The sequence below is a fragment of the Kaistia sp. MMO-174 genome, from assembly GCF_037147815.1.
GTDB lineage: Bacteria > Pseudomonadota > Alphaproteobacteria > Rhizobiales > Kaistiaceae > Kaistia > Kaistia nematophila.
On the sequence record NZ_JBBCUO010000008.1, the window covers coordinates 88,303 to 109,363 of the forward strand.

The following is a 21,061-nucleotide window of genomic DNA, read 5'->3' on the forward strand; positions in this document are numbered from 1 at the left end:
CTGCAAACACGCCGACCAGCGGTTCACGACGACATCAATCCACATCTTCGCGCCCGTCACCATGGCGGGGGCAGGACTTTGACCGAAGCCCCATTGAAGGGGACGAATTCTGCCGCGCTCAAAAGGAGGAATTGAGCATGAACGAAGCGTCGATACCCCCGCGTTCCATCAACCGGAGAACCTTTCTCGGCGGCACGATGGCAGCGGCCACGGCCCTGAGCCTTGGCGTAGGGAAGTCCTGGGCCCAGTCCGGCGAGAAGATCAAGTTCTGGGACATGGTCTGGGGCACCGGCCAGACCTACACCGACGCCGCCAAGGGCATCGCCAACGCCTACAAGCCGGCCGAAGGCCTGTTGGGCGTCGAGTACCAGTCGATCCCATGGGCGAACTGGTACCAGACCTTCACCGCCGCCGGGGCCGCCAACACGACCCCCGCCGTCAGCTCCGGCGCGGCCTACCTGCCCTTCTACTTCATGGAGCAGGGCAAGATGGCGCCGGCCGACGACCTGCTGGCGCAGCTGAAGAAGGACGGCAAGGACGACTTCCTGCCCGGCCTCATCGATGCGCTGCAGACCAAGAACGGATTGGCCGCCATGCCGTGGTCGATCGACCTGCGCGTGCTCTGGTTCCGCAAGTCGATCCTGGAAAAGGCCGGCGCCGAGGTTCCGACCGACTGGCAGAGCTACATCAAGGCCGGCGAGGCGCTGCAGAAGGCCGGCTATGTCGGCTTCGCGACCTCCGGCTACGGCTTCCACAACGTCGCGTCGGTCCTGCTCAACAACGCCGGCGGCCTGTTCAACGAGGACGGCGATCCGGACTGCGTCACCGATCGCAACATCGAGGCGATCGACTTCCTGCACGAGCTCGTCGCCAAGGAGATCATCGATCCCTATGCGATCGGCTACGACTACGCCGCCAACGTCATGCCGGACTGGACGAGCGGCCACATCGCCATGGGCTTCGAGCAGGTCGGCCTGCCCGCCAAGATGCCGGCCGAGGTGGCGGCGGACCTGGTCGTTGCCTCGCCGCTCGCCAGCGTCAGCGGCAACAAGGGCGCGGCCTACTGGGTCAACCCGCTGATGATGTTCAAGACCACGCCGTCGCAGCCATCGTCGGAAGCTTTCCTGGCTCACTATCTCGACAATCTGCACCTGTTCTGGGAGCAGGGCGTGTGCTCCGACCTGCCGACGAAGAAGAGCATCACCGACCTGCCGATCTTCCAGAACGACCCGAACATGGCGCGGTCGATCAATGAATGGCAGCCGATCGGCAAGACCATCGCGGCCCGCTCCAAATATCCCTTCGGCGCGCTGAACGCCGTCGATGGCGGCTCCGCCATGATCAACATGCTGCAACGGATCCTGCAGGGCGAAAAGAACTCCAAGGCCCTGCTTGAGGAGCTGCAGGCAGGCCTGGTCAAGGTCATGAAGGCGTAGCGAAGATCCGGCCGGAGACCGAGGCATGACTGCCGCGACACGTAGACAGATCCCGCAATTCGGCCACCGGCTGACCCTGACAGGGCTGGCGCTTCCGGCGCTGATCCTGATGGTCGCGGTGAACGCGTACCCGCTGTTCTTCGCGATCATCCAATCGGTGCATGGCGGCAGCCTCATCGCTCCAGGCCCCTTCGTGGGCCTGGAGAACTTCGCCGAGGTGCTGACCGGCCAGAGCTTCTGGCGGGCGACCTGGTTCACGCTGGTCTTCACCGCCTGCGGCGTCTTCGGCAGCTGGGCGCTCGGGTTCGCGCTGGCGCTGCAGCTGAAGCCGAATTTTCCCGGCCGGGACGCCTTCAAGGTGCTGCTGCTGCTGCCGTGGATCGTGCCGATCGTCGTCACCGCCATGAGCTGGAACTGGCTGCTGGCGGCGCGTGACAGCGTGCTCCCCAACATCGCCCGCGCCCTCGGCATGGGCAATGTCATGTTCCTCGGCAACCCGACCCTCGCCATGGTCACGGTCTGCGTGTTCAAGGTCTGGATCAGCTACCCGTTCATGATGATGATGTGCGCGGCGGCGCTGGAAAGCGTCGAGAGCAATCTCTACGAAGCCTCCGCCATCGACGGGGCCGGCAAGTGGCAGCAGTTCCGCCACATCATCCTGCCGGTGACGGCGCGTTCCACCTACATCAGCTGGATCCTGATGGCGGTGTTCTGCGTCAACGACTTCCCGACCATCTATCTTCTGACGCGAGGCGGTCCGCTCGAGGCAACGACGTCCCTGATCGTCCTCGCCTACCGGACGACCTTCCTCGACTTCCTGCCGGGCATCGGCCTGGCAATCGCCTTCCTCATGACCGCGGTGATGATCACGCTCTCGGTCGTCCTGCTGCGCCAGATCCAGAAGTCGAGCCTGCAATGAGCGCGAAATCCTCCGTCCGCCCCGTCGGCGCGAGCCCCCGCCCCTGGCTGCGGTCGCTCGTCACGCTGGCGATCACCCTGGTGCTGCTGTCGCCGATCCTGGTCGTCTTCTGGCTGGCGCTTCGCCCGCCCATGGCCTGGCAGCAGACCGGACCGACGCTCGGCACCTTCTTGTACGTGCTGACGCAGACCGAAGTGCTGCGCTGGCTGACGAACAGCTTCCTCGTCAGCGCGATCTCGACGGTCGCCGCCGTCGCGGTGGCGGCGCCGGCCGGCTATGTGCTCTCGCGCGGCAAGGGCCGGGCCACCTCCGCCTTCTCGCTGTTCATCTTCGTGCTGCAGAGCCTGCCGGCGGTCGCCTTCATCATCCCGCTCTTCATCATGTTCGCCAAGATCGGCCTCGCGGACACGCTCTCCGGCGTGTCGATCGTCTATGTCGCCTCGTCGATCGCGGTCGGCTGCTGGATGATGACGGCCTATTTCGACTCCCTGCCGATCACGCTCGAGGAAGCCGCCTGGATCGACGGCGCCTCCGTGTTCGGCGGCTTCGTCCGCATCATCCTGCCCAACTCGCTGCCGGGCATCCTGTCGACGGCGCTGTTCACCTTCCTGAGTTCCTGGAACGACTACATCGTCGCCTCGGTGTTCCTGCGGTCGGAGCGCGCCTTCACGATGCCGATCGGCCTGCAGACCTTCTTCCAGCAGAACCTCGCGGACTGGGGACCGGTGATGGCCTGCGCCGTCATCATGCTCGCCCCGCCCGTGATCCTGTTCGCCGTTCTCAACCGCTATTTCAGCATCGGCGGCATCGGCGGCTCTCTCGCCGGCCGGTAATCACTGTCGGAGTCGACTGCCATGAACAACGCGCTGCTGCTGGCCGCCGTGGCCCTCATCATGCCTATAGACCAAGATGGCGGAGCCCTCGAATTCGGCGCGCCCGCCTATCTCGACCGGCATTTTCGCCAGAACCCGGACCAGGCGGCCATCGTCGCCTCCGGCCTCGACACCCTGCCGGCCGATTTCGTCGAACGCGCCGCCGAGGCGCAGGAGGCAATCCTGCGTGCGCGCGAGACGGAGGCCTGGTTCCAGCTTCTGGCCGAACTCGTCGCCGAGGGCGTCTACGCCGATCCCGACAATGGCGGCAATCCGGGCGCCGCGTCCTGGCGCATGGTCGGCTATCAGCACCGATTGCCGGAAGGCCCGAACGGCCCCGCCGCGACCAGAGGGCAGCCGCCCTCCCCGGTGCCCGACGACCTCGATTTCGACGTGGTGATCGTCGGAGCGGGCGCCGGCGGCGGCGTTGCCGCCGGCGTGCTCGCGGATAGCGGCAAGCGGGTGCTGCTGCTCGAACGCGGCCTCCGCCGCGACTATGCCGACAGCGGCCACCGCGACCATCTGCGCAATCACCGACTGTCCTTCTACGGCCACAACACCGGACCGGATCTCGACGGCAATCCGCGCGTGGTCATCGACGTCGACGGCATCGAGAAGATCGTTCGGCCGCACGAGACGCTCTATCACAACCTGGCCGCGGCCGTGGGCGCAGGAACGCTGGTCTATGGCGCCCAGGCCTGGCGCTACCATCGCGACGATTTTCGCATGGCGAGCCTCTATGGCGTGCCGGAAGGATCGTCGCTGGTCGACTGGCCGCTCTCCTTCGACGATCTCGAGCCCTATTACGAGCGGGCCGAATGGGAGATCGGCGTGTCCGGCTCCGGCAGCACCAATTTTCACGAGGGAGCCCGGGCGCGCGACTATCCGATGCCGCCGCTGCCCGAGAGCCCGTCGACCGAGGCGCTGCGGCGCGGCGCCGAAAAACTCGGCATCGGCGTCACGCGGGTACCCGTCGCCATCAACAGCGTGCCGCGCGACGGCAGGGCCGCCTGCATGGGCTGCGGCACCTGCGTCGGCTTCCCCTGCCCGAGCGACGGCAAGAACGGCACCCAGAACACGACGATCAAGCGCGCCATCGCGACCGGCCGCTGCACGCTGCTGACCGGCGCCATGGCGATCAGGATCGAGACCGACCAGCGCGGCCGGGCGACGGGCGTCGCCTTCGCGGACACTGACGGCCAGCAACACGTCGCCAGGGGCCAGACAATCGTGCTGGCGGCCGGCGCGATCGAGACGCCGCGCCTGATGCTGAACTCGGCCACCGCGCAGGAACCGAACGGCCTCGGCAACAGCCACGATCTGGTCGGGCGCAACCTGCAGGGCCACTATTATCCCGGCGCCTACGGCCTGTTCGACCAGCCGATGCACGATTCACAGGGTCCGGGCGTCACCATCGCCACGACGAGCTTCAGCCACGGCAATCCGGGCCTGATCTCGGGCGGCATGCTGGCGGATGATTTCGTGCGGCCGCCGATCCAGTTCTTCAAGCAGTTCCTGCCGCCGGACCTGCCGCGCTGGGGCCAGGCCGCCAAGGACTTCATGCGCGACAACTACAACCGCACCATCCGCATCATCGGACCGGTGCACGAGATCCCGACGGCGGATGCGCGCGTCCGCGTCGCGCCGCATGTGCGCGACCGCTGGGGCATGCCGGTGGCGATGCTGTCGGGCGGCGTGCATCCCGAGACGATGAGGACGGCGACCTACATGCACCACCGGGCCGCCGACTGGCTGAAGGCGGCCGGCGCCGTCCGGACCTGGGGCAAGGCGCCGACGGTCAGCCTGTCGGGCGGTCACCACCAGGCCGGCACCTGCCGGATGGGCACGGATCCGGCCCGCTCGGTGACGGACATCGATGGCCGGGTCTGGGGCCACGACAATCTCTTCGTCTGCGACGGCTCCCTGCATCCGACGAATGGCGGCTTCAACCCGGTGCTGACCATCCTCGCGCTCGCCTTCCGCACGGCCGAGCACATCGCGTCGACGCGCTGAGGCGCGGGCCGGATCGCTTCACACCGTCCGGCTGCGGGTCAGCAGCCAGAGGAGATAGGCGCCGCCGAGCAGGCCGGTGGTGGAGCCGATCGGCAGGCTGAGATTGAGCGGAAAGCGCTGGCTGATGAGATCAGCCATCATCAGCAGCACCATACCCATCAGGGCGGCGGAGACGACCGGGACTTCCGGCGACCGCGTCAGCCGCCGCGCGAGTTACGGTCCCGCAAGGGCGACGAAGGCGATCGGGCCGGCCGCCGCGGTCGCGATCGCGGTCAGGGCCACCGCCGAAAGAACTGGCCGCCGATCAGCGTGGCGACGATGCCGGCGGCGACTTCGTCCGGCATGGCGACCACCCGGCCCAGGATATCGGCGCAGAGCAGCAGGATCGTCAAGAACATCTTCGACGAGCGCTCGCCGACCTACATGCAGCAGAACCGCGGCATCGGCGGCATCGAGGCGAGCATGACCGAACCGCGCATGTACGGTCTCGGCATCAAGGGAACGTTCTGATCCCCGTCAGGCCGGCCCGATACGGGGCCGGCCATCCTGCTTCGGGGCCGACGCTACTCGGGATAGATTTCGGCGCCGTCGGCCGATCCCCGGTGGAAGAGGATGAAGGCCAGCGGATTGCCCGGCTCGGCCATCGCGTCGCTGCGCTGGCCCGTCACTTCGCCGGCCACGCCGCTGGCATATTCGGCGACCACCTCCCCGAAGCCGTTGCGCTGCACGGCGATCTTCTGACCGGCTTCGACCTTGTCGTTGAGCTTGACCAGATGCTCGACGAGCCCGCCCTCCGTCGCCAGGATCGGGAACGCGCTGTTGCCGACGAAGACATGCACGTCCTTGCCGGTCCGCCCCATCGTCCCCGGCAGGATCCCATGGAGCTTGAGGACGTTCAGCGTGCCCTCCACGAACAGCGGGATCATATCGAGGTCCAGGACGCGCGCGGCGCCGATTTCGGCGCAGAAGGACGGGATGCCCACGTCGACGAACGCATTGTGCAGGACGCCGGGATAGACGTGGTTGTCGAAGACCTGGCCGACCGGGAAAAGGTCCACCATGGCCTTGATCTCGGGAACGTCCATGCCGGCGATATTGAAGGCGGAGACCTCGAATCCGGTCGTGCCTGTGTGGAAGTCGATCGCCGCGTCGGCGTTCGGGCGAAGCAGCCGGTTGAACAGGAGACCCGCATGGCGGCTCGGAGCCGTGATGCCGTTCTCGTTCCCGGGCCATTCCCGGTTCAGATCGATCAGGTCGCTGCCCCGGCCATAGTTGGGCCAGCGGCGCTGCATGCTTTCGATGGCGGGGCTGGCCACGTCGGTCACCGCCATGACGGTGCCCGACATCTGCGCCGGGTCGAGAGCGTTCATCACGGTCTGGACCGTGTGGATCGAGCTCATCTCGTCGCCGTGCACGCCGCTCACCAGCACGACGCGCCTGCCGGGCTTGGCGCCGCGGACGACCGTCACCGATACATGCCAGCGCTGTCCGGATGGCATCTCGACGCCCTGGAAATACAGGAAGTGCTTCTGGCCGGGCGCCAGATCGTTCACGTCGAGCGCGCTGACGACCTTCTTCCCCTGGATGACATCGCCGGTATAGACCGTGCCCGACCCAGGATTGGCGGCGGCGGCCGCTTCTTCCGCCCCGGCCGCGCCGGTGGAAACGGCAAGGGCCGCCGTCGCCCCGGCCGTCGCCATGGTCGTGATCAGGAAGTCGCGGCGATTGGGGTGCACTTCGGGTCCGTTTGACATGGGGCAGGTCCTTCCATTGCCGATCTGAAGAGCTTGCGACGCGGCCGCGCGCTTCGACAAGGCCGAAACGGACCAGCCCCGGCCGGAAAGACGGCGGCCGCACCGGAACAGTCGAACTCAGCCAGCGTGGCGGCTCGACAGCCAGAACGCCGGTAACTCACTGATTCATTAGGATATTGGCGTCCCGGAAGGGGCTAGGGCAAGCGAGCAGGATCAAGCACTTAGGCCAAAGGTGCGGGGGATTTGCCCACTTTGATTTCATTGCGTAAATTTATACGCTCCCCGCACCTTTCGAAGCCCTCCGCACCATGCCCTACCGCCGCCTCCGCATCCCGATTGCCGCGTGCATCTTCATAGCCGGGCTATGGGCTATGCTGCTCTGGGTGATAGCCGGGAACGTGCTGGCGCTCGTCAGGCGAGTGGTGGGGTGGTGAGCCATCAGTCGCACCGAAACTCTCGCACCTGTCGAGATGCGGCATCCTTTCGACGGCGGTCCGAAAATCGGTCGCGCTCGTGAAGGCAACTGCCCTGACGCTTATGAGGCTTGCAGAGAAGGCATCCGGCCCGAGACGATTTCGGACGCTTGCGCTTGAAGTTCATGGTGGCTCCTGATCTCAGCCAGCGCGCCCTCTCGGCGCCCGGCTAGGATCGTCAGCCCACCCCATCCTTCAGTCATGACAGTCTCCATGAAGATAGCCCGGCCCCGTCCGAAGGCAGAGCAGGGCTGATGATGGCCTGAGGGCCGACTACCTTTTAGCCAAGTATCTCCGATGACTTCAAGGCGGTATGCTCAATCATCGGAGGTAACGCTGCGATGACCGAAACAGCCTCGGAAATTATCCTTCGTCCTTACCAGATCGCTTTTCCTGACTTCCCGGTAGAAGATTGCCCAGACATTCCAGAGGGATGGATCGACGTCTCCGACGAGTCCTGGATGTGCCCGTCGTGGAGAGTTGGCCGAATGACCATCTGCGTCGACTTCGCTGATCCTGAACGCAGGGAAATTCCTGAGGGCGCGCGCTTCTTCGTCATCGAAGAGGGCCCCAACGAAGTTGTCGAACTGTTCGCGTCCGACAACTGGCGAGAGGTCCGCAGCTTCGTGGCATGCAGACTGTGATCGCACCTCAGTAGCGAAAGTGAGGGCGCGAACGCAGGTGGTCGATTCAGCTACCCACTTTGGAGGATACGGCTACCGTCAATGGCCTACGAATTACATCACGAAAAGTTTATTTCAAAATTCGAACTGATGTGAGACCTAATAGATACAACCTTACGTAGGGTAAGGGACGCACAGAGCGGGGAAAGGAATGACCAACAACGCTGATTACATCCATGAACTGGCTCACGAACTTAGTGTCATCGCGCTAAAGGAAGGCCACCTTGATTTATCCGTACTCCTCCAAATTGCCGCCGAGCGAGCAGAAGCAGCAGCTAATACCAGACGAGGTATTGGAAGTTCAGCAGATTGCAGTCAGGATCGACGACCTGATTCAGCTCTGTAATACGCCTGAACTCCGAGCCACGTATGAAACGCTTGTTATTGCTCGGCAAGCAGCCGAAAGACTGCTCAAGATAAAGATGGCGAACTGATAGAGCGGATGGGGAAGGATGAGACGATCCAGTCGTCGCCCTCATCATGGGAAGCAGCATCCGCTCCCTTCGCCCGAAGAGGGCAACCAGGCACTAGACCCGCTTGAGACCTAAGCGACGCATTGGTCATCCTCGCGATCATCGAGAACGCCGGCAGACCATCGCAACTGCGAGACCTCTCTACCAACTCCCCAGCCCCATAGGTATGGGGGCAGTTCGGGCGAACCAAGCGCAGGCTCAAAGTCACTGTCGCCGTCGCAGCGATCCAGCAAGTCAATCAACAAATCAATGACGCTTTGAGTGATTTGAAGCTGAACAATTTGGCGCTCGATTTCCTGTTCGATGAGGCGTCGCATGCTGGCTCTCCACAACCAAACATGCAAGATACTAAACCATAACGTGTATATGGCTGCAAGTGCTGCAGCACGGCTACAACTTCAGCGCGTCGGCGGCCTGGCATAGCTCCCAATGCGCTCCCCGGAGCCAGAGGCCTGCTGGGTTCTGCGATGGGATGACATTCAGCGTCGCGCGCGGCAAGGCCTTGAGTATCTCCTTTTCGAGCTTCTCTGGGTCTCGGCCCGTAAGGAAGACGCAATAGGCCGACCACCCGCGAACGTCCGGCGGAAGACCACGAGCCTTCCAATCCTGCTCCTCTGCGACGACATCCTTCCCCTCGAGAAACATGCGGCGGACGATTTCGGGCATTCCAGTCTCCTTGTCGAAGACAGGTGCCTATCCGATTCCCTCGGTGTGAGCTTGGGTCAGAACAGCGCGGCGGGCGCGGGAAGCGGGCCGAGGGCAATCATCAACCGTGCGATCGCCCACCACAGAAGGATGCTCGCAGCGATCAGCCCGGCAAAAACGCAAGTGCGCAGAATGACTCTACGCCAGGCGACGCTATCCATCCTGTTTCGTCCCGCGTGTAAGATCGGCGGTGCGAGTTAGACCGACAAGGTTTTCACCTTTCGGCACAGCCTTCTAAAATCCTCACGCCGGATAACACTGTCGATCTGGCTTGGCTCATGGCGCCATAGGGGCCGATCCCTTCTTGCGCCGCTTCTTGTCAGATTCAGGCAAGGGCAGCGTCGCGGCTTTCGACTTTCGCGAGGCTGCGCCATCCAACTCCGCCGTATCGCTATTGTCGTCGTCATCGTCCCCAGACTGGCCGCTGGGGACGCCGTCCAGCCGGTGCTTCAATGCGAGAGCATAGATGACGTCGAGGATATTCCGATCCTTGAGGGTAGGCTCGCTCAGCGCATGAAACGCAGCACGAACAATCTTGCTCGTCTTCACCTTCGGATACCGTTCCCGCACCCGCTCGAAGAGCTGCTTGTTATTGAGCCCCTCTGTCGCGCCATCGACCAGGGCTTCTTCCAGATCTCGCTTCGAAACCGACATTTCAGTCTCCATGGTAGACATCCGCGCCGCAATCGTACTCGGAGAGTACAACGGCAGATATGCCCTTACGTCAACCACATGTTGGATGGGGGATCAGACAGCTCGGCGCGCGGCCCCATGCGGGGAGCGGACGGTCCGCTAATGCCCCGAGCCCGCAACGCGCCCGGTTGGGGATTTTGTACCGCTCAACCGGAGGCAGATTGACTCTGATACAGGCGAGAACAAAATAGGAACATATACCCAGAGGAGACCGTCATGGGGCCAGCCGCAGAGATCGTGGATGCCGAGCAGCATGCGCTCGACGAGCGGGTCGACCGCCTGCTCGCCGCTCACAATGGCGACGCCCGCGCTGTGATCGAGACGCTGTTGCTGACAGCGGATAGCCGAGCGACGCGGATCTCCTTCGGCTATGTCCGCCGCCGCCTGACGACGGCATGGAGGGATCCCGATGGGGCGATATAAGGGCCAGCGAACGGCTGCCGTGATCGACCGCGACTACCCGCACCAGGTCTGCCTGGACGTGCCGCGCATCGGCTTCGGCGCCCGCATGAACGAAATCACCGACTTCTGTCGCGAGCGCGACTATGCGCACCGACCAGGCGATGACCGCTTTGTGCATCAGGCAATCTGGTGCTTCCGCTCGACCGGCGAGGCCGACGAATTCCATGCTCGATTCTCGCCGATCTGGACCTGCCTGCGGATCGACCGATGAGCATCGAAACCCTGGGCGAGGCTTGGCTGGCAGGCTGGCGCGTCAAGGCCCGCTGCCTCGGCCGGGACGCCAGCACCAAGAAGGGCACCCGCCCTTGCTTGAAGAACATCGATCTCGACATGGAAACGCTGCTCTGGACCCGCGGCCGGGACTTCCCGATTTCCCTGCTGCCGCAGCGGCTGAAATGCCCCGCCTGTGGCTGCCGCCATATCAGCGTGATGTTCGATGTTCCGACAGGTCGGAAGCGGGCGTGACAGCCACCAAAATACTTGGCCGACGTCGAGCGGGAAATGCTAGGCAGAGATGGGGAAGATTCTTCTTGCCCGGAACCAGGGCGAGACAAATGGAAGACTGTTCCCCGACTCTTCGTGAGGCGCTGGAGGCGCTGGCAGAACAGTCCCTCAGCGAGGAGGCGCGCGAGGCACTGCAGAAGGCAGCCCGCGTCGTCAAACAGGTGGATGAGAGCAGAGGCAAGGCCCTCGACGAAGACCGCCTGAACGGCGGATTGATCGATCCGCCTAAGGAGTAGTAGCGAGAGCAGCGCTCCTCGAAGTGCCCTCCGGGTCAGCAACACGGTCGCAACGAACGGCCGGAATGTCTCGCTCACTTCGAGCGCAAGAAGCCCGACGCCTCGCCAGCACTGGAGGGACCCGATGAGGGCCGGATGACCCCATCGTTCCGGGCTCGTTCGAGAGGGCTGAGCCGAAACGATGCTCCGCCCAATCAGTCGGGCACGAAACGCAGTTTCAGACCGGTACAATTCTGGGAGGGAAAGCGGCTGGTGGCGAGAGCTTTCCTGCGAGCCGCAGCAGCATCGAGCGGCACATCGACGCCATGGAAATCTGCCTCATGGAACTCGATTGCAACGCGACGAGTGGCGAGGTGCGTGTTCTGTTCGTCGAGGCCGCGCGAGTGGCTGACATACTCGCAATGGATCTTGGAGCTTGAGGCGCGACGGGGTTTAGATTGTTCGTCGAGAGGCCACGAGGAACTTGCCGTAGTCGGTGGCGGTCCAACGCGGACCATTCGAAGCCGCCAATCCCAACTCCTTCAGTCGAGCCAGTGCCGCGGCGGCCTCTTCCAGATCAAGGTTACCCAATTCAAGGGTCCTCAGGAGAAGCCATTCAGTCCTGGTAAGCTGGAACGGTGTCGCGGGCATAGGGGTGCTCATTCCTGGATTCATTTTTTCCCCAACAACGCCTCCGACCCGAGCCGGTTCATGTCGCTCCGAGCCATTTTCCCGCGCGTGGCTGGTAGCGGGCAATCTCACCCGCGACCTGTCGAAAAATCCTGCAACACGGCCCAAACGCGAACGGCCACTCCGAACGCAAGCACCTTGAGCTGGATCTCATTGTGCCGGGCCGGTTCGACCGGGATGAGATGCGCTGTAGTCATACCGGAAACGTGTGCGCAGATGCGCTGGGTGCGGAAGTCCACCATCAAGACGAACTGAATGGCCCGATTGGCGAGCGCGTTCCTATGCCGCCCACTGCCAGCCGACTAGGCTTCCCCTTCCGGCTCCAAGTCGTCGAGTACGAGCTTCGTGACCGCCATCGAGGCTCGGACCCGGAGCAGTTCGATCTCAACAATGGCTTCGCGCAAGAGCGCCTCCATCTCCTTTGGCTCAACCGACTGCGGATCAAGTGCAGCGATGGCTAGGCGAATAGTGATGTCTTCGCGCATGGTTCGCACCCAAATCCCGAGACCATTTTGACAAAGGTGCGCCCGTTTGCATGCTGGAACATTGCGAACGGGCACACCAGAGCGCAAGCGTGTCACGAACGCAGCGCTCATGCGATCCAACGTCAGAGCATACTCGCCGTTGCAGAGGATATCATGGCTACCCCTACCGCGGCGGCAGACGTGGTCGGCTAAGTAGATTCGCGCTCAAGAGACCGCTTCAAGGCGTCATAGTGAGCGCCTAAGATTTCGAGAACTTCGCTCAATCCTCGGCGATTGCTGACCGCTCCAGAATACACCCTCGCGATTCGTGCGTTCACGCTTCCGAGCGGCGCAACATCGGTTGCGATGCGCTTGGCGACAGGAGCGCAATGTTGTGACAGCATAATAGCCCAACTGGAGGCGCTACTGGTTTTCGTGCAGAACGCTGACAGGAGGCTACCGAACTCACGAAGGTCCTGGCTATCAAGCTCAACAAGGCAAGATCCGGGCACGAACTGCCGCTCGAGTAGATCCCCCTCTTGACGCTCCAGAAGACGAGATGCCCTGTCAGCTGATTGGATAAGGTCCGCCGTGGCGTCAAAAAGAGGGCGGAGAATTGTGCCGCCGTTTCCAAATCTCGTTTCATGTTCTCTCGAACCGTGGCCGAGTTGTGAAACGGCAAGGGCCCCCTGAAGAGCTTGAGACACCAAAGGCCAAGCATCGACTACGGCCCCCAAGCGCCTGCTCGCCAGGAAATGGGACGATGCGGTCTGGACGTTCATAATGGCTCCGATTGGTAGAATTAGCCTTTCTGCCCGGTGGACGGCCGGGCGAGATCAGAGTTGGGAAGCCATGCCAAATTCGTCAAGCGATCGACCGACTGGACCGGTTCGACAGATCCCTCAGAACTTATGAAAAATGAATGCGGCGCCGCCGGCGATCATCGCGAAGCCGACGAGATGGTTCCAGCCAAGCGGCTCCTTCAGATAGAGCCACGAGAACAGGGCGAAGACGACGAGGGTGATCACTTCCTGCATCGTCTTCAGCTGCGCCGCCGAATAGACGCCATGGCCGATGCGGTTGGCCGGAACGGCGAGGCAATATTCGAACAGCGCGATGAACCAGCTGATCAGGATCACCTTGACCAGCAGCGTGTTCGGATATTTCAGGTGCCAGTACCAGGCCGACGTCATGAACACGTTCGAAAGGACGAGGAGAACGATCGGCGCTATGGCAGGCGAAAGAAAGCTGGGCAATGCGGTGGCTCGGCTGCTGGTGGTGACTGAGGCGCGTTCACTATCCCCTAGCGTCACCAATCACCAGATGCTGGCGCCGTGGCTAAGCGCCCCGCGTTGACGCCACGGCCGCGCCGCAATCCTCTGCTCTATTGGAACTCGAAACGGTGCGGCGCTGCATATCCCCTTGCGTCATCTATCACCGCTGTGGCTGAGAGCCCTATCTCGGACGCCCCTTCAGCGTCTCGATCGTCGCGGTTAACATCGCAATCTGGCCGGCCTGGTTGTCGACCTTGTCGGTGAGCTTGATCAACTGCGCCAGCACCTGATCCTGATAGCGGATCCGGTCCTCCCGCCCGGTGGCTTCGTTCCCCTCCAACACGGTGACGCGGGTCTCCAACTTGGTCGCGGTTCCAACGGCGGCGCTGGCATCGGCAGCAATCCCGTTAAGGTAGAGCCAGAACAGAAAGCTGATGGCAGCGAGAAGCCCCGGCGTTGCGACCATGGAAAGCCGCGACAGGATTAGTATCGTCGTGTTCGCGGCAATCTTGTCTGCAGCAGTCATCGTGCCTTCCACCCGCATGCCTGTTCGCCATAGCTGTCGTGCTTCAGGATCTGGCGCTGGGTTTCTCCGCTGAGGCGATCCTCAACGGACGGCCGGATCGGCGCCGCGACGTCGCAGAAGTCACCGGCTGTCACGCATCCAGCGAGACATGCGTTGATCAACATCAGCGGCCCCAAGCTGGTCCACCTCGGCATCGCTCGTCCTCCTCTTCGAAATGGCCTTGAGTTTGCCGGCCGCCTGCCTCGCCTGTTCCTGCGCCCGCCCCATGGCGATCAGCTTCAGCGCGAGGCCGGCCAGGATCAGCAGCAGGGCGCCGATGGCCGCCACATAGCGGCCGACGCGCGTCGTGAAGAACCAGGCGATCATCGCGACGCCTGCAGGGTCCGGCGGATGAAGTAGAAGGCGGCCACGGCGGCGCCGATGACGATCACCGCGCCGATGGCGTAGGCGATCGGCCCGGGCCCGTTGGCCGCGGCGATCACCGTGCCGGCGGCGGTGGCGGCGGGCATCAGCACTTCCGGCTTGGTCAGGATGTTCACCTTCGGCGGCGCGGCCGGCACCGATGCGCTGGAAACGAACGAGCCCTTCACCCAGAGCCCGCCCTCGGCATTGCGGCGGTTCACCAGGCCGGTGATGCGCTTGCCGTTGTCGTTGACCCACTTCGCCATCTCGGCCGGGACCGAGGCGTAGTCGCCCTTGTTCAGCTTCTTCAGCAGGGTCGAGCCGCGGAACTGCGTCTCGCCGATGTTGAAGACGAAGGAGACCAGGGCAGCGAACTGGTTGTCGTTGAGCGACACCTTGACCAGCCGATTGATGATCTCCTCCGCCTCGTGGAGATCCAGCCGGAGCAGCTCCTCCGCCCTGGCTTCCGTGATGACCGCGCCGGCCTTCACGACATAGTTGCTGTCCGACGTGTGGCCGTAGCCGATGGTCAGGACGTTGCCGGTGTCGAGGTAGGCCCTCGCCTTGAAGCCCTCGAACTGTTTGATCATAGCGATGCCTTCCGCCGAGATTTCGCGGGTCATGTCGTCTCTCCGAATTGATGGATTGTTGAACCCGCGCAATCGCAGGTTGGGCGTATTCTTCTGTACGGCGGGCGTGCCATCCGGCAGGTCGACGCAAAGCCCTGCGAACCGACCGTTCGTCGGCGCTACGCGAGCCACGAGACGCCCGCCACTCTGTTGGCCGGATCAGAGCAGGTGTGGAGAGGAGCCTACCCATATCCGACTGGGGTAGGTTGCGCCGGAGTAGGCCCCGGCGCGCTGCCTGCAGGGGAACAGCGAGGAAATGCCGGAGATCGCTCCCCCTTGGACCCGTCGGGCTGACGCAGCGCCGACGGGTCCATCTGATAGATCATTGCGGAGGATTTGGATCCGGACCGTCCACCTTTTTTTTCCGGAACCCCTTACACCTTCGCCAGTTGTGCTACGCGGGCGCGCTGTCGGGCGTGCCGGTTGTCTCACACCGATCGGCAGTTGCGTGGGTAGCAGGCTCAGCGCACCGCCCGCACCTGAACCCGTCGGCTGCCGCAGCGGCCGGCGGGTTCGCCCTCAAAGAGTGGGCTATCTGGACGGGCGTGCCCGCGCCTGCCACAATCTATAGTGTTGAGAACCACACGGGGACGACATGAAGAAAAACTACCAGAAGCCTACGCTTGAAAAGAGCGCGCTGATCCAGCAGATCGCCGCGGCACCGTACATCAGCGGCCAGCCGCCGACCTAGGACGCCCGAGCCCCGTCGGCTGTTTCGCATCCGGCCGACAGGGTCGCTTTTCGACTATCGCCAATAGGCTGCCGCCATGCGCGGACGGTTCGGCGTGGCACAGTCCGCCGTGATCGTGATCGACGTGTCGAGGTCGTTGCCCATTGCAGCCGTGGCGACATGCGCAGCGAAGACATTCATGGCCTGCGTCGCCTGCACATCGAGCTCAATCCAGGTGATGGCGCCCGTTCCGATGTTGAGGGCCACGGCGATGGCGACGTTACCGGTGTCGGTCGGGCTGAAGGAGGTCGTCGGGTCCGAGTTGGCCGGCGTCGTTCCGCTCGTGACGAAGGTGCCGATCGGGGTGGTGCTCTGCAGGTTCTCGATCATGAACATGTCGAGGGTGCAGCCGCCGGCGGTGCCGTTGGACGAGACGACGATGGTCGCCGACGACATGTCGCTTGGCGCGACATACTGGTAGATGCCGACCATCGTCAGTCCGTTCGGACTCACCGCATTGGGCGAGGCCGCATTCCCGTTGACCGTGCAGCCATTGTAGTTGCGGTTCGCGCCGGAGGCGTCCGAGGTCAGGCACATGACCAGAACAGCGCCGGCCGGAACCGTCTGGCCGAACGACTGCGATGAGAATGTGAACGACGTCGCGCCCGAAGTCTTCGGTGTCGCCGAGCCGAGAAACGTTACCTTGGCGCCGGACTCCAGAAGGGTGCCGAAGCCCTCGAGGTGATTGACCGCATACATCAGTCGTCGCCCGGCGCCAGGATCTCGTCAGGGTCGAGGTCAACCGCATCGAGCACGGCAATGGTGTCGGGATCGTCGAAATTGACGAAGGGATAGTCACGCGAGATCCAGCGGACGAACTTCGAACCATCCTGCATCAGGATCGCCATGATCTCGGTCAGCTTGCCCGGATACCGATCGACGCGCGCCTCCACCAAGGTCTTCGCCACCTGGCGCTTCGGCTGCGGAATGGCCGCAGGATCCTGCACCAGGCGCAGCACACGATCGGCCTCGACGGTGTCACCGAAGGGCTCGCCGTATTCCTCGACGATCGGCAGCCAGCGCCAGCCGGGCTTGGTGCCGGCATCCGGGTCGATGAGACGCGCCGGCGAGATCCGGGCGATGACGCCCTGCGGCGAGACGAGCGCGATCAGACTGGTTTCGGTCATGCGTCATTGCCTGTGTTGAAGCTGATCATCAGCTTGATGCCGATCAGGATCGCGTCGCCGGCCATGTTGTCCGAGGCAACCACGCGCGAGACCTCGAACACGACAAGGTCGCTCTCGGCCGGAGTGTTGCCGATTTCGATGGGCGCGCTCTCCGGGCCGATGTAGAGCCAGTTCTGGCCGTTCCACGCGTCGTCTGACACCTGCGCGGTCCCGAAGGCGCCGTTGATGCCGTCTGCATTGCCAAGAGCGCGGCCGGCCAGCGACCAGACGACATTCTGGCCCGTCGCGCCGCCGGTATTGGTCCAGTAGGGAATGAAGGTGACCGTACCTACGTCCCAGCCCTTCGGCATGGCAACGGCGAAATGCGCGTATTCCTGCGTCGTCGTGTCGAAGTCCATCGTCGACAGGCTGATGTCGTTCGAACCGGAATCGTACTTGCCCCGACCGGCCGGGCTGGTCGCGCGTGGCATCATCGCGCCGGCGGGGATCCAGACCGTTTGCGGACCGACAGGGAAGTGCCGCGCAAGCGGCGTCACGAACATCTGCGCGGCTGTCGTGACATTGAGCAGCGAGCCGGTCGTCGACTTGATCAGGCTGCGCGAGAAGCTCGTCGTACCGGCAATATAGGTGCCGATGCCCCACTCGAAGGCCGAGCCCTCTTCGAGAACGTAGGCGAACTGGTCGCCATTGACCGCTCCGGCAGCAGCGAGGGTTTGATAGTAGCCCGTCGCGGCATTGCCCACGGCAGATCCGAGCGTGAGATTGCCCGCTCCGCCGGCCGCGACGGTCATCCGCACCCGGTCGAACAGTTTGACAGCCATCTTGTTCCTTACTGGTAGTTGGTGCGCCAGGAGCCGCCACGGCCCATCCAGCCGTGCGTTACGGGCTTCCATGCGCCGCCCTTGCGGACGAAGAGCTTCGCCGGCACCGCGATGCCGCCGCGCTTGACGAAGAACAGGCTGCCGCCGATCAGGGCATCGTCCAGGACGGGAACACCGGCATCCAGCGACACCGCCGTCAGAACGTGTCGCTGGCCGATCGAAGGTGAACCCAGCACCGGCGCAGCCGTGATCTCGCTGGTGGCGATCAGGGCATGGACCTGGCCGAGCGCTGGCGACGCCATCGTCGGCGCGCCGGCGGCGATGCCATTGGCGGCCAGCGGAACCAGCACGGCCGCGGCAGGATTGCCGAGGCTGGGCGAGCCGGCATCGACGCCGACAGCGGAAAGGACATGTCGCTGCGCCATCGCCGGCGGCGTCAGCGCCGGCGGACCGGCATCGAGCGCCACTGCGGTCAGGGCATGCGTCTGAGCGACCGTCGGCGCGCCAAGGACTGGCGAGCCAGCCGACAGCGCGTCCGCGAGGAGGGCCACCCCAGCGACAGCCAGCGGTGGGGTCCCCAAGGTCGGAGCGCCCGCATCGAGGCCCGCCGCCGCGAGGCTGTGCTTCTGACCAAGGCCCGGCGTGGCAAGCGTTGCCACCCCGGCGGAAAGACTATCGGCGGCCAGAGCGTGACGTTGACCGAGCGCCGGCGCCGGCAGGACGGCCGCAGACGTCACCAGCTCCGAGGCCGTCAGGCCATGGCGCTGGCCAATGGCTGGCGTCCCGAGGCTCGGAGCGCTCGCGGCGACGCCCGCGGCAGCCAGCTCGACCAGATTGGAGCGGGCCTGCTGGCCGAGGGCGACCGACCCGAGAGGAGCGGATCCGAGCATTTATTCCGCCTGTCAGGCCGGACCGGGAATGCCGATATCGAAGGCGCCGAGCGTGAACACGTTGCCGGATGTCACCGCCTGGGACGAGGCAAGCGACGATGCGGCGAGCAGGCGGCTGTTGACGGAATCGACCACAGCCCAGTGCGAGGCCGTGCCGGACCCTGTCACGGTTCCGTCGCTGATCGCCACCGATGTCACCTTGCGGCCGGACGGCGAGCGAACCGCCGGTGAGCCGAACGCGGCGCCGGCGGAGAACGTCTTGTTGCCGAGGGCATTGGTCGCGTTCGCGGCCGTGAAGGTCGCCGGCTCGGCGCTGCAGATCAGGATCTTGTCGGCTTCGGTATCGAGCACCTGCAGGCCATTATCGAGAACGCGGTCGTTGAGGTAGGGCATAGTCTATAACCTCGCGATGGTTGAGATCAGTCCTGGGGGAGGCCCTTGCGGCGCTCGCGCCACGCCTCGCCGGCGACATCGTCGGGTTCCACTGGCCAGATCGGCGCTGCAGCCAGGGCCTTCGCCTGCTCCAAAGCTGCTTCCTGATCAGCGGCAAACGCATATTCGAGCCAATGCCGACGGCGGATGAGCACGTAGAGGTACCAGCCCCTCTCGCCCTGCCAGTCGAGATAAGTCATGGTTTTGCCAAGCTCGATCACCTTGCCCGCCGCGTCGGCCATGCCGACCTGGTAATGGGCAGCGGTGCACTCGTCCGAAAGCAGTTCTGCGGTGGCCTTGGCCTGATGTCGGGCGGGCCCGCGTTCGATGCGGACGAGCCCACCGATCTCGAAGAGGTCTTCATTGATTTGACGAATATCCATGTCCGTCCTTCCTAGGCTGGGACCTTGAGCCAGAGCGCGTTTTCAGGCGCGCTGCCGGTCGGGTCCGAGGCGCTGATGGTGATCAAGGGAATGCCGAGTGCCGCCAGAACGTCCGCTGTGCTGGCGCCGGGGGCGCCGGGCGTGCCGGCGGGCCCCTGCAGGCTGGTCGGCCCCGCCCAGTCCCCGGAGGTGGCGCTAGCCTTGATGTAGATCTGGAACGGCACGACGTCGGTTCGAACGAAGATGAAGCCCTTCGCCGCGGCGTTGTTCGCCGCGCGGTCGGCAAGCGTCCCGGTGGCATCCGGCTTGAAGCCGATGCCCGCCTCGAGCGCCGCGACGATCGACGTCAGGCGGGCGTTGATCTCGACGGCGGAGTGCCAGCCGACGCCGGTGCGCAGGATCCGATAGTCCTGCTCGTCGGTGAGCATGGTGCCGTTCCACGGCGTCGCCAGTGTCAGGCCGGTGTTGCTCGGAACCGCCTCGATCACCGCAAAGCCGTTGCCCTTGAGCAGCGTGTCTCCCGGCTTCACCTGGCTCAGGAACGCCGTCAGCGTGCCGAGCACGGCGAGACCGCCGGCGGCGACCGAGATGGAGCCGGCGTGATAGGTGCTGTCAGCCATTCTGAAACTCCTCGAGCGCGGCTTCGATGGCGGCCGGATGCGGCGCGGCACGGATGGCGGCCTGCGTCGCCTGTCGGCGAGCCTCGATCGCCGCCAGCGTTTCCGCCTCGGCCGCGGCCTTAGTGATGACGGTGGCCGCCAGATCCAGTATGGCGACGCCTTTCGCTGCGGCCTCGGCCGTCAGCATCGGCGCGCCGCCCTCGCCTGCCAGTACGCGCTTCGCCTCGGCCAGCTTCCGCGCGCGCAGCATGGCGATCGGCGACGCAGTCATGGTGTAGAGCTGCTGCCCGACTGCTTCGTTGAGATGAGCAAGGGCACCGAATTGAAATAGTTCTAAGTTCTTGGAAAGCTTGAACTTCATCTGATAGCATCCAGATCTCGCAAGGGGAGGCCGCGATGGAGGAAGAGTTGCTTGCCGTGCAGCGCCAAGGTTCCTTGGCCCATGCGTCCGGACGGTCGGTTCTGGACAATCCGTTTTTCCGGTTTCAGGCGCTGCCAACGCAGACAGGGGAGCTCGTCCTCGCCTGGGAAGCCAAGTGCGATGCCTGGGAACTGGGTTGGCGCCTGAGTGACATCAAGGGCAGAGAGAAGCGGTGAGCTATGTGACCGTGATCTCGGCCGACCAGGGCATGAACGGGAACTGGTCGAAGACAATCGAATAGGTCGCCGGCATGTCGGCCGTCAGCTCCAGCAGCCCGCCCTCGACCGTGACGGGCTCGCCGTCGACGAGCACGACGCAGGGATCCGGCAGGCCGGCGACCTTGACCTTGCTGCGCTTGTCGGCCGGGATCTCGGTGCGGTTGATCGTGATCGGCGCCACCGGCCGGGCGGCAAGCTCGCCGTCGAGCACATAGCTCTGGGCGAAGGCCGC

Annotated in this window: 31 protein-coding genes and 1 pseudogene; 12 read left to right on the forward strand and 20 right to left on the reverse strand. The window is 64.1% G+C overall.

Annotated features, from left to right (window positions below):
• Nucleotides 1-197 precede the first annotated feature (197 nt).
• The 4 genes from WFK98_RS26090 to WFK98_RS26105 are packed head-to-tail and all read left to right on the forward strand — an operon-like array spanning nucleotide 198 to nucleotide 5,240.
• Nucleotides 198-1,436 carry an ABC transporter substrate-binding protein gene (locus WFK98_RS26090; RefSeq protein WP_336802348.1) on the forward strand — a complete coding sequence of 413 codons (1,239 nt, stop codon included), beginning with the start codon at nucleotides 198-200 and terminating at the stop codon, nucleotides 1,434-1,436.
• A gap of 25 nt (nucleotides 1,437-1,461) precedes the next feature.
• On the forward strand, nucleotides 1,462-2,355 hold the full coding sequence (locus WFK98_RS26095) for a carbohydrate ABC transporter permease (RefSeq protein ID WP_266340471.1): 894 nt from the start codon (nucleotides 1,462-1,464) through the stop codon (nucleotides 2,353-2,355).
• The gene (locus WFK98_RS26100) at nucleotides 2,352-3,188 is read left to right on the forward strand and encodes a carbohydrate ABC transporter permease (RefSeq protein ID WP_336802349.1); all 837 of its coding nucleotides are present in this window, start codon (nucleotides 2,352-2,354) and stop codon (nucleotides 3,186-3,188) included. Before WFK98_RS26095 ends, WFK98_RS26100 begins: the two co-directional genes overlap by 4 nt.
• 21 nt (nucleotides 3,189-3,209) lie before the next feature.
• On the forward strand, nucleotides 3,210-5,240 hold the full coding sequence (locus WFK98_RS26105) for a GMC family oxidoreductase (protein WP_336802350.1): 2,031 nt from the start codon (nucleotides 3,210-3,212) through the stop codon (nucleotides 5,238-5,240).
• 18 nt (nucleotides 5,241-5,258) lie between these two features.
• Here the strand turns inward: WFK98_RS26105 and WFK98_RS26110 are convergent, their stop codons facing one another.
• Nucleotides 5,259-5,441 (reverse strand): iron chelate uptake ABC transporter family permease subunit, encoded by a 183-nt coding sequence (locus tag WFK98_RS26110; protein WP_336802368.1) that lies wholly within the window; start codon nucleotides 5,439-5,441, stop codon nucleotides 5,259-5,261.
• A gap of 108 nt (nucleotides 5,442-5,549) precedes the next feature.
• Between WFK98_RS26110 and WFK98_RS26115 the strand changes: the two genes are divergently transcribed.
• Complete coding sequence (locus WFK98_RS26115; RefSeq protein WP_266340563.1) at nucleotides 5,550-5,750, forward strand: hypothetical protein; 201 nt, start codon at nucleotides 5,550-5,552, stop codon at nucleotides 5,748-5,750.
• 53 nt (nucleotides 5,751-5,803) lie between these two features.
• On the opposite strand, the gene WFK98_RS26120 is transcribed toward WFK98_RS26115, so the two are convergent.
• Entirely contained in the window at nucleotides 5,804-6,994 is a 1,191-nt protein-coding gene (locus tag WFK98_RS26120; protein ID WP_336802351.1) for a M14 family metallopeptidase, read from the reverse strand.
• 814 nt (nucleotides 6,995-7,808) lie between these two features.
• On the opposite strand from WFK98_RS26120, the gene WFK98_RS26125 reads away from it, so the two are divergent.
• Both WFK98_RS26125 and WFK98_RS26130 read left to right on the forward strand, forming a co-directional pair.
• Nucleotides 7,809-8,111: a hypothetical protein gene (locus WFK98_RS26125; protein ID WP_336802352.1), complete on the forward strand. Its 303-nt coding sequence runs from the start codon at nucleotides 7,809-7,811 to the stop codon at nucleotides 8,109-8,111.
• A 263-nt stretch (nucleotides 8,112-8,374) separates the two neighbouring features.
• Nucleotides 8,375-8,584, forward strand: coding sequence for a hypothetical protein (locus tag WFK98_RS26130; RefSeq protein WP_266338534.1), 210 nt, complete (start codon nucleotides 8,375-8,377; stop codon nucleotides 8,582-8,584).
• A gap of 110 nt (nucleotides 8,585-8,694) precedes the next feature.
• Here the strand turns inward: WFK98_RS26130 and WFK98_RS26135 are convergent, their stop codons facing one another.
• From WFK98_RS26135 to WFK98_RS26150, 4 genes and pseudogenes are all read right to left on the reverse strand, one after another.
• On the reverse strand, nucleotides 8,695-8,940 hold the full coding sequence (locus WFK98_RS26135) for a hypothetical protein (RefSeq protein WP_266338535.1): 246 nt from the start codon (nucleotides 8,938-8,940) through the stop codon (nucleotides 8,695-8,697).
• Between the two features lie 73 nt (nucleotides 8,941-9,013).
• Nucleotides 9,014-9,289: a hypothetical protein gene (locus tag WFK98_RS26140; RefSeq protein ID WP_266338536.1), complete on the reverse strand. Its 276-nt coding sequence runs from the start codon at nucleotides 9,287-9,289 to the stop codon at nucleotides 9,014-9,016.
• Nucleotides 9,290-9,345: 56 nt separating this feature from the next.
• A complete protein-coding gene (locus WFK98_RS26145) occupies nucleotides 9,346-9,489 on the reverse strand; it encodes a hypothetical protein (RefSeq protein ID WP_266338537.1) in 144 nt (47 codons plus the stop codon).
• Between the two features lie 220 nt (nucleotides 9,490-9,709).
• A pseudogene (locus tag WFK98_RS26150) lies at nucleotides 9,710-9,982 on the reverse strand (hypothetical protein); the annotation flags it as partial.
• 255 nt (nucleotides 9,983-10,237) lie between these two features.
• On the opposite strand from WFK98_RS26150, the gene WFK98_RS26155 reads away from it, so the two are divergent.
• The 4 genes from WFK98_RS26155 (at nucleotide 10,238) to WFK98_RS26170 (ending at nucleotide 11,223) form a co-directional block, all read left to right on the forward strand.
• Nucleotides 10,238-10,444 (forward strand): hypothetical protein, encoded by a 207-nt coding sequence (locus WFK98_RS26155; RefSeq protein WP_266338539.1) that lies wholly within the window; start codon nucleotides 10,238-10,240, stop codon nucleotides 10,442-10,444.
• Nucleotides 10,445-10,463: 19 nt separating this feature from the next.
• Nucleotides 10,464-10,694 (forward strand): hypothetical protein, encoded by a 231-nt coding sequence (locus WFK98_RS26160; RefSeq protein WP_266338540.1) that lies wholly within the window; start codon nucleotides 10,464-10,466, stop codon nucleotides 10,692-10,694.
• Nucleotides 10,691-10,948 (forward strand): hypothetical protein, encoded by a 258-nt coding sequence (locus WFK98_RS26165; protein ID WP_266338541.1) that lies wholly within the window; start codon nucleotides 10,691-10,693, stop codon nucleotides 10,946-10,948. The genes WFK98_RS26160 and WFK98_RS26165 overlap by 4 nt, the downstream gene beginning before the upstream one ends.
• Before the next feature lie 89 nt (nucleotides 10,949-11,037).
• Nucleotides 11,038-11,223, forward strand: a complete 186-nt coding sequence (locus WFK98_RS26170; RefSeq protein WP_266338542.1) for a hypothetical protein — start codon at nucleotides 11,038-11,040, stop codon at nucleotides 11,221-11,223.
• Nucleotides 11,224-12,194: 971 nt separating this feature from the next.
• Here the strand turns inward: WFK98_RS26170 and WFK98_RS26175 are convergent.
• The 13 genes from WFK98_RS26175 to WFK98_RS26235 all read right to left on the reverse strand — a co-directional run bounded on the left by WFK98_RS26175 (nucleotide 12,195) and on the right by WFK98_RS26235 (nucleotide 20,551).
• Entirely contained in the window at nucleotides 12,195-12,377 is a 183-nt protein-coding gene (locus WFK98_RS26175) for a hypothetical protein (RefSeq protein WP_266338543.1), read from the reverse strand.
• A gap of 881 nt (nucleotides 12,378-13,258) precedes the next feature.
• Nucleotides 13,259-13,612: a DMT family protein gene (locus WFK98_RS26180; protein WP_266338544.1), complete on the reverse strand. Its 354-nt coding sequence runs from the start codon at nucleotides 13,610-13,612 to the stop codon at nucleotides 13,259-13,261.
• A 199-nt stretch (nucleotides 13,613-13,811) separates the two neighbouring features.
• On the reverse strand, nucleotides 13,812-14,174 hold the full coding sequence (locus tag WFK98_RS26185) for a hypothetical protein (protein ID WP_336802353.1): 363 nt from the start codon (nucleotides 14,172-14,174) through the stop codon (nucleotides 13,812-13,814).
• Between the two features lie 102 nt (nucleotides 14,175-14,276).
• Complete coding sequence (locus WFK98_RS26190) at nucleotides 14,277-14,522, reverse strand: hypothetical protein (protein ID WP_336802354.1); 246 nt, start codon at nucleotides 14,520-14,522, stop codon at nucleotides 14,277-14,279.
• On the reverse strand, nucleotides 14,519-15,181 hold the full coding sequence (locus WFK98_RS26195) for a lysozyme (RefSeq protein ID WP_336802355.1): 663 nt from the start codon (nucleotides 15,179-15,181) through the stop codon (nucleotides 14,519-14,521). The genes WFK98_RS26190 and WFK98_RS26195 overlap by 4 nt, the downstream gene beginning before the upstream one ends.
• A 751-nt stretch (nucleotides 15,182-15,932) precedes the next feature.
• Entirely contained in the window at nucleotides 15,933-16,616 is a 684-nt protein-coding gene (locus WFK98_RS26200; RefSeq protein WP_336802356.1) for a hypothetical protein, read from the reverse strand.
• Nucleotides 16,616-17,044, reverse strand: a complete 429-nt coding sequence (locus WFK98_RS26205; protein WP_336802357.1) for a hypothetical protein — start codon at nucleotides 17,042-17,044, stop codon at nucleotides 16,616-16,618. The genes WFK98_RS26200 and WFK98_RS26205 overlap by 1 nt, the downstream gene beginning before the upstream one ends.
• Nucleotides 17,041-17,865, reverse strand: a complete 825-nt coding sequence (locus tag WFK98_RS26210) for a hypothetical protein (RefSeq protein ID WP_336802358.1) — start codon at nucleotides 17,863-17,865, stop codon at nucleotides 17,041-17,043. The genes WFK98_RS26205 and WFK98_RS26210 overlap by 4 nt, the downstream gene beginning before the upstream one ends.
• Nucleotides 17,866-17,873: 8 nt before the next feature.
• On the reverse strand, nucleotides 17,874-18,755 hold the full coding sequence (locus tag WFK98_RS26215; RefSeq protein WP_336802359.1) for a hypothetical protein: 882 nt from the start codon (nucleotides 18,753-18,755) through the stop codon (nucleotides 17,874-17,876).
• Nucleotides 18,756-18,767: 12 nt separating this feature from the next.
• Nucleotides 18,768-19,148 carry a hypothetical protein gene (locus WFK98_RS26220; protein ID WP_336802360.1) on the reverse strand — a complete coding sequence of 127 codons (381 nt, stop codon included), beginning with the start codon at nucleotides 19,146-19,148 and terminating at the stop codon, nucleotides 18,768-18,770.
• A 26-nt stretch (nucleotides 19,149-19,174) separates the two neighbouring features.
• Nucleotides 19,175-19,570: a hypothetical protein gene (locus tag WFK98_RS26225; protein WP_336802361.1), complete on the reverse strand. Its 396-nt coding sequence runs from the start codon at nucleotides 19,568-19,570 to the stop codon at nucleotides 19,175-19,177.
• Between the two features lie 11 nt (nucleotides 19,571-19,581).
• A complete protein-coding gene (locus WFK98_RS26230; RefSeq protein WP_336802362.1) occupies nucleotides 19,582-20,190 on the reverse strand; it encodes a hypothetical protein in 609 nt (202 codons plus the stop codon).
• Nucleotides 20,183-20,551, reverse strand: a complete 369-nt coding sequence (locus WFK98_RS26235; protein WP_336802363.1) for a hypothetical protein — start codon at nucleotides 20,549-20,551, stop codon at nucleotides 20,183-20,185. Before WFK98_RS26235 ends, WFK98_RS26230 begins: the two co-directional genes overlap by 8 nt.
• A gap of 35 nt (nucleotides 20,552-20,586) precedes the next feature.
• Here WFK98_RS26235 and WFK98_RS26240 point away from each other — a divergent pair, with 35 nt between their 5' ends.
• Complete coding sequence (locus tag WFK98_RS26240; RefSeq protein ID WP_336802364.1) at nucleotides 20,587-20,787, forward strand: CrpP-related protein; 201 nt, start codon at nucleotides 20,587-20,589, stop codon at nucleotides 20,785-20,787.
• 1 nt (nucleotide 20,788) lies between these two features.
• On the opposite strand, the gene WFK98_RS26245 is transcribed toward WFK98_RS26240, so the two are convergent.
• Nucleotides 20,789-21,061 (reverse strand): hypothetical protein (locus tag WFK98_RS26245; RefSeq protein ID WP_336802365.1); only part of this gene is annotated, 273 nt, incomplete at its 5' end.

Excerpts from the sequence above, each read along its gene's own strand:
- WFK98_RS26165 (WP_266338541.1), top strand. The coding sequence starts at position 10,691 with ATGAGCATCGAAACCCTGGGCGAGGCTTGGCTGGCAGGCTGGCGCGTC.
- WFK98_RS26195 (WP_336802355.1), bottom strand. The coding sequence starts at position 15,181 with ATGACCCGCGAAATCTCGGCGGAAGGCATCGCTATGATCAAACAGTTC.
- WFK98_RS26170 (WP_266338542.1), top strand. The coding sequence starts at position 11,038 with ATGGAAGACTGTTCCCCGACTCTTCGTGAGGCGCTGGAGGCGCTGGCA.
- WFK98_RS26185 (WP_336802353.1), bottom strand. The coding sequence starts at position 14,174 with ATGCGGGTGGAAGGCACGATGACTGCTGCAGACAAGATTGCCGCGAAC.
- WFK98_RS26120 (WP_336802351.1), bottom strand. The coding sequence starts at position 6,994 with ATGTCAAACGGACCCGAAGTGCACCCCAATCGCCGCGACTTCCTGATC.
- WFK98_RS26155 (WP_266338539.1), top strand. The coding sequence starts at position 10,238 with ATGGGGCCAGCCGCAGAGATCGTGGATGCCGAGCAGCATGCGCTCGAC.
- WFK98_RS26100 (WP_336802349.1), top strand. The coding sequence starts at position 2,352 with ATGAGCGCGAAATCCTCCGTCCGCCCCGTCGGCGCGAGCCCCCGCCCC.
- WFK98_RS26105 (WP_336802350.1), top strand. The coding sequence starts at position 3,210 with ATGAACAACGCGCTGCTGCTGGCCGCCGTGGCCCTCATCATGCCTATA.
- WFK98_RS26145 (WP_266338537.1), bottom strand. The coding sequence starts at position 9,489 with ATGGATAGCGTCGCCTGGCGTAGAGTCATTCTGCGCACTTGCGTTTTT.
- WFK98_RS26095 (WP_266340471.1), top strand. The coding sequence starts at position 1,462 with ATGACTGCCGCGACACGTAGACAGATCCCGCAATTCGGCCACCGGCTG.
- WFK98_RS26190 (WP_336802354.1), bottom strand. The coding sequence starts at position 14,522 with ATGATCGCCTGGTTCTTCACGACGCGCGTCGGCCGCTATGTGGCGGCC.
- WFK98_RS26240 (WP_336802364.1), top strand. The coding sequence starts at position 20,587 with ATGGAGGAAGAGTTGCTTGCCGTGCAGCGCCAAGGTTCCTTGGCCCAT.
- WFK98_RS26090 (WP_336802348.1), top strand. The coding sequence starts at position 198 with ATGGCAGCGGCCACGGCCCTGAGCCTTGGCGTAGGGAAGTCCTGGGCC.
- WFK98_RS26215 (WP_336802359.1), bottom strand. The coding sequence starts at position 18,755 with ATGCTCGGATCCGCTCCTCTCGGGTCGGTCGCCCTCGGCCAGCAGGCC.
- WFK98_RS26140 (WP_266338536.1), bottom strand. The coding sequence starts at position 9,289 with ATGCCCGAAATCGTCCGCCGCATGTTTCTCGAGGGGAAGGATGTCGTC.
- WFK98_RS26230 (WP_336802362.1), bottom strand. The coding sequence starts at position 20,190 with ATGGCTGACAGCACCTATCACGCCGGCTCCATCTCGGTCGCCGCCGGC.
- WFK98_RS26205 (WP_336802357.1), bottom strand. The coding sequence starts at position 17,044 with ATGACCGAAACCAGTCTGATCGCGCTCGTCTCGCCGCAGGGCGTCATC.
- WFK98_RS26135 (WP_266338535.1), bottom strand. The coding sequence starts at position 8,940 with ATGCGACGCCTCATCGAACAGGAAATCGAGCGCCAAATTGTTCAGCTT.
- WFK98_RS26220 (WP_336802360.1), bottom strand. The coding sequence starts at position 19,148 with ATGCCCTACCTCAACGACCGCGTTCTCGATAATGGCCTGCAGGTGCTC.
- WFK98_RS26200 (WP_336802356.1), bottom strand. The coding sequence starts at position 16,616 with ATGTATGCGGTCAATCACCTCGAGGGCTTCGGCACCCTTCTGGAGTCC.
- WFK98_RS26225 (WP_336802361.1), bottom strand. The coding sequence starts at position 19,570 with ATGGATATTCGTCAAATCAATGAAGACCTCTTCGAGATCGGTGGGCTC.
- WFK98_RS26125 (WP_336802352.1), top strand. The coding sequence starts at position 7,809 with ATGACCGAAACAGCCTCGGAAATTATCCTTCGTCCTTACCAGATCGCT.
- WFK98_RS26210 (WP_336802358.1), bottom strand. The coding sequence starts at position 17,865 with ATGGCTGTCAAACTGTTCGACCGGGTGCGGATGACCGTCGCGGCCGGC.
- WFK98_RS26235 (WP_336802363.1), bottom strand. The coding sequence starts at position 20,551 with ATGAAGTTCAAGCTTTCCAAGAACTTAGAACTATTTCAATTCGGTGCC.
- WFK98_RS26175 (WP_266338543.1), bottom strand. The coding sequence starts at position 12,377 with ATGCGCGAAGACATCACTATTCGCCTAGCCATCGCTGCACTTGATCCG.